This window comes from Bacillus sp. EB600 (genome assembly GCF_024494385.1).
Taxonomy (GTDB): Bacteria; Bacillota; Bacilli; order Bacillales; family Cytobacillaceae; genus JAEVLT01.
Genome location: NZ_JAEVLT010000095.1, coordinates 1 through 3248, shown reverse-complemented (window position 1 = coordinate 3248; position 3248 = coordinate 1). Strand labels below are relative to the sequence as shown.

Annotated in this window: 2 protein-coding genes, 1 rRNA gene and 1 pseudogene; 3 read left to right on the top strand and 1 reads right to left on the bottom strand. The window is 34.4% G+C overall.

The features are described 5' to 3' along the window. The first annotated feature begins 197 nt into the window (after window positions 1-197). A 5S ribosomal RNA gene (gene rrf / locus JN080_RS28515) occupies window positions 198-315 on the top strand. A 160-nt stretch (window positions 316-475) separates the two neighbouring features. On the opposite strand, the pseudogene JN080_RS28510 reads toward rrf, so the two are convergent. Continuing rightward, window positions 476-753: pseudogene (locus JN080_RS28510) on the bottom strand (permease). Window positions 754-1155: 402 nt separating this feature from the next. On the opposite strand from JN080_RS28510, the gene JN080_RS28505 reads away from it, so the two are divergent. Together JN080_RS28505 and JN080_RS28500 are read left to right on the top strand one after the other, a co-directional pair. Further along, a complete protein-coding gene (locus tag JN080_RS28505; RefSeq protein ID WP_256239310.1) occupies window positions 1156-2097 on the top strand; it encodes a metal ABC transporter substrate-binding protein in 942 nt (313 codons plus the stop codon). A 138-nt stretch (window positions 2098-2235) separates the two neighbouring features. Further along, entirely contained in the window at window positions 2236-3009 is a 774-nt protein-coding gene (locus tag JN080_RS28500) for a M15 family metallopeptidase (RefSeq protein ID WP_256239309.1), read from the top strand. Window positions 3010-3248: the final 239 nt, after the last annotated feature.

Sequence of the window (3248 nt, the reverse complement as noted above, 5' to 3'; positions counted from 1 at the left end):
TTAAAAGATTCACTCGTTCTTATCTACTTCTTCTAAATTATCTAGTTTTGAGGGAATGAACCTCAATATTAAAAGTTTATTTAACTAATTTCATAATCATGGCACATTGAATGTCTGCTCCTGCGCCAAAGCTTACTCGATGAAGCTGATGTTCAGCTCGTCGCAAGCCAGCAAGGAAGATTTTTCAGTGCAGTAGGCTTGGTAGCAATAGCGAGAAGGTCACACCCGTTCCCATACCGAACACGGAAGTTAAGCTTCTATAGCGCCGATGGTAGTTGGGACGTAAGTCCCTGTGAGAGTAGGACGTTGCCAGGCAAGTGAAGGACAATCTGATTTAGGTTGTCCTTTTTTGATATTCAGAAAGTTTTTGAATTTTTATTAATGAGACAGTTGATCCATTATAATTGTTTTTTTCTATTGTTAATCCGATGATAATTGAACTGCTAAAACCGACAATCATCCGAGCATTTGCCATTTAAGGGGTATTTTTAAAGGCGATATACTTTGAAGCATAAACGACTGGGTTACGTATAGGGGCGCTGAGCATAAAGACTACACCAGCATGTTCTGGCATCCCTTTATTTATTAATCTTCGAACAACAGGAATGATCGCACATTCACAAATGGGAAAAATAATACCTAACACGCAGCAGGAATGAATTCTACATAGGCATTACGAGGAAGGATTCTTTGAATGGCATTCTCGGAGATAAAGGATTGAATAAGTGCAGAAACAAACACTCCTAATAAAATAAAAGGAATTGCTTCTAATATGATACTAAGAAATATGGTATTGACATTAGAAAAAAGCTAGGAACTTTAGTGAAAATAGATACATTTTTTACTTGAACAGAGAAAAGAAAGAGAACCACTATTAGACAAAATAGTAAAAAGCTTATGCTATTTTTTATGAGCTTATTAATATAGTAAATCATTCATTTGGCTCATCCTTATAAATAGTAGCGTTATCCTATTTATATGTAAATCTAGCAAATTTATAACAATAAAAGGATTGACTTTCTTAACTCCTCATATTACTATTTAATTCGTAACTATTACGATTTATGTATATTTAAAAGTTTTTCAGAAAAATATTTTTTTCATTTACAAATCGAAATAATTCCTATTTGCAAATGACATGAAGGGAGAAAAAAGGTGAAAAAACTTATATTTACAACGATCATTTTTCTATTGATCCTAAGCGGCTGCTCTAACATAAGTCAGACAAAGGGTGAAATGAGCAAAGAAGGATCAAAAAAACTACAAATTGTCACAACATTTTATCCTATGTATTACTTTACAAAACAAGTCACTGGGAATTCAGCAACTGTTGATTTTTTAATTCCGAATGGTGTGGAACCACATGATTGGGAACCAACGGTACGGGATATGGAGAAAATTCAAAATGCAGATGTATTTATTTACGACAGCAGATACTTTGAAACATGGGCAGATAAAGTGTTAAAAAGTATAGGTTCTTCTAACTTAAAAGTATTAGAAGCTACAAAAGGCATCCAGCTTCTAGATGGTAATTTTCTTGAAGATGGGAATCAACAAAAGGGAAATGGTTCGATCAAAGATCCACATGTTTGGCTTTCACCAGTTTTAGCTCAGCAAGAGGTTGACAATATTGCAAAGACTTTAGAAGAGAGTGATCCTAAACATAAAGAACAATACGATAAAAATGCGGCTGCTTTTAAAGCAAAGCTTGTAGATTTGGATAAGTTATATAAAGATACCATTGATAAAGCTAATCAAAAAGAGTTTGTTACCCAACATGCGGCATTTCAATATTTAGCAAAACAATATGGACTAATCCAAATTCCAATTGCAGGACTTTCTCCAGATGTAGAGCCAACACTAGGGAAATTAGAAGAATTAGCTAATTTAACAAAGGAAAAAAATATTCATGTTATCTACTTTGAGGGACTTACTTCTGCAAAGGTCGCACAAACCTTAGCGAATGAAATTGGTGCTAAAACAGAGGTTTTAAATCCACTTGAAGGGCTAACAAAGGAAGATCAAAAACAAGGTTTAGACTATATTGGCGTTATGAAAAAAAATTTAGAAGCGTTAAAGTTATCGATTTATAGATAACTTTACCCATTGATGCTGATCAAAGGTAAAGGTAAGTATTCCTAATTGTTTACTTTCAGTATTTCTGAATTTTTGATACTGCTTATTGAATTAGATATTATGTAAAAGAACCAATATAAAATAGTTGGGTGAAAATGGATGAAATTTAGAAACGCTATATGGATCATAGGCTGCTTATTGCTTTTTACAGGTTGTAGCAATGCGGTTTCTTCCTCAAAGAGGGCTCCGAAAAATACGGCTGCACAATCTACTTCTCAAGCAGATTCCTTCAGCCTAAAGGGAGAGTATTTTAATAAAATTAAGAATGTTAACGGAAAAAATGTAATCCGAAATCCTACTAATATTTTAGTATTAGTAAACCAAAATTATTCGCTTCCTGCTGGTTATATTCCACCTGACCTTGTACGTCCAAATGTTGCCTTTTCATTTGGTGATCAAAAATTGGAAAAAGGCCTTTTAAGAAAAGAGGCTGCTAGTGCACTTGAAAAAATGTTTTCAGATGCTAAAAAGTCTGGGATTGTGCTATATGGAGCTTCGGGATACCGCTCTTATAGCAGGCAAAAGGCTTTATACAATACGGAAGTTAGTCGCGTAGGAAAGGTGAAAGCTTCCCAAGCGGAGGCAATACCAGGTACTAGTGAACATCAAACAGGTTTAGCAATAGATATAGCTAGCAAATCAACAAATCTATTGTTAACTGAAGGCTTCGGTGATACAAAGGAAGGAAAATGGCTTTACGAAAATGCACATCGATATGGTTTTATCCTTCGTTATCAAAAGGGAAAAGAAGGAATTACAAATTATGAGTATGAACCATGGCACTTCCGTTATGTGGGGGTAAGAGTTGCAACTACCATTTATGAGCATAACTGGACACTAGAAGAATACTTTAATAAAGCAAAGAAGATATGATAATAATAGTCCTTTATCCTCTTTAAATATAGGATTTGAAGCTTATGCTGACGGAAAGAATGTACTGAAAACCTTTCCCTCGCATAAGCTTTTTTCCAGTTCAGGATCAATGCCCGGTCCCGTACCGCTCACCTGTATTAATAATAGAATAGCTCTTTTATCATAAGACAAAACATGATTTATAGATAAAAAAGGTATATGGGAGGATGTTGGAAAAATTATAAGTAGGTTGTACAAAT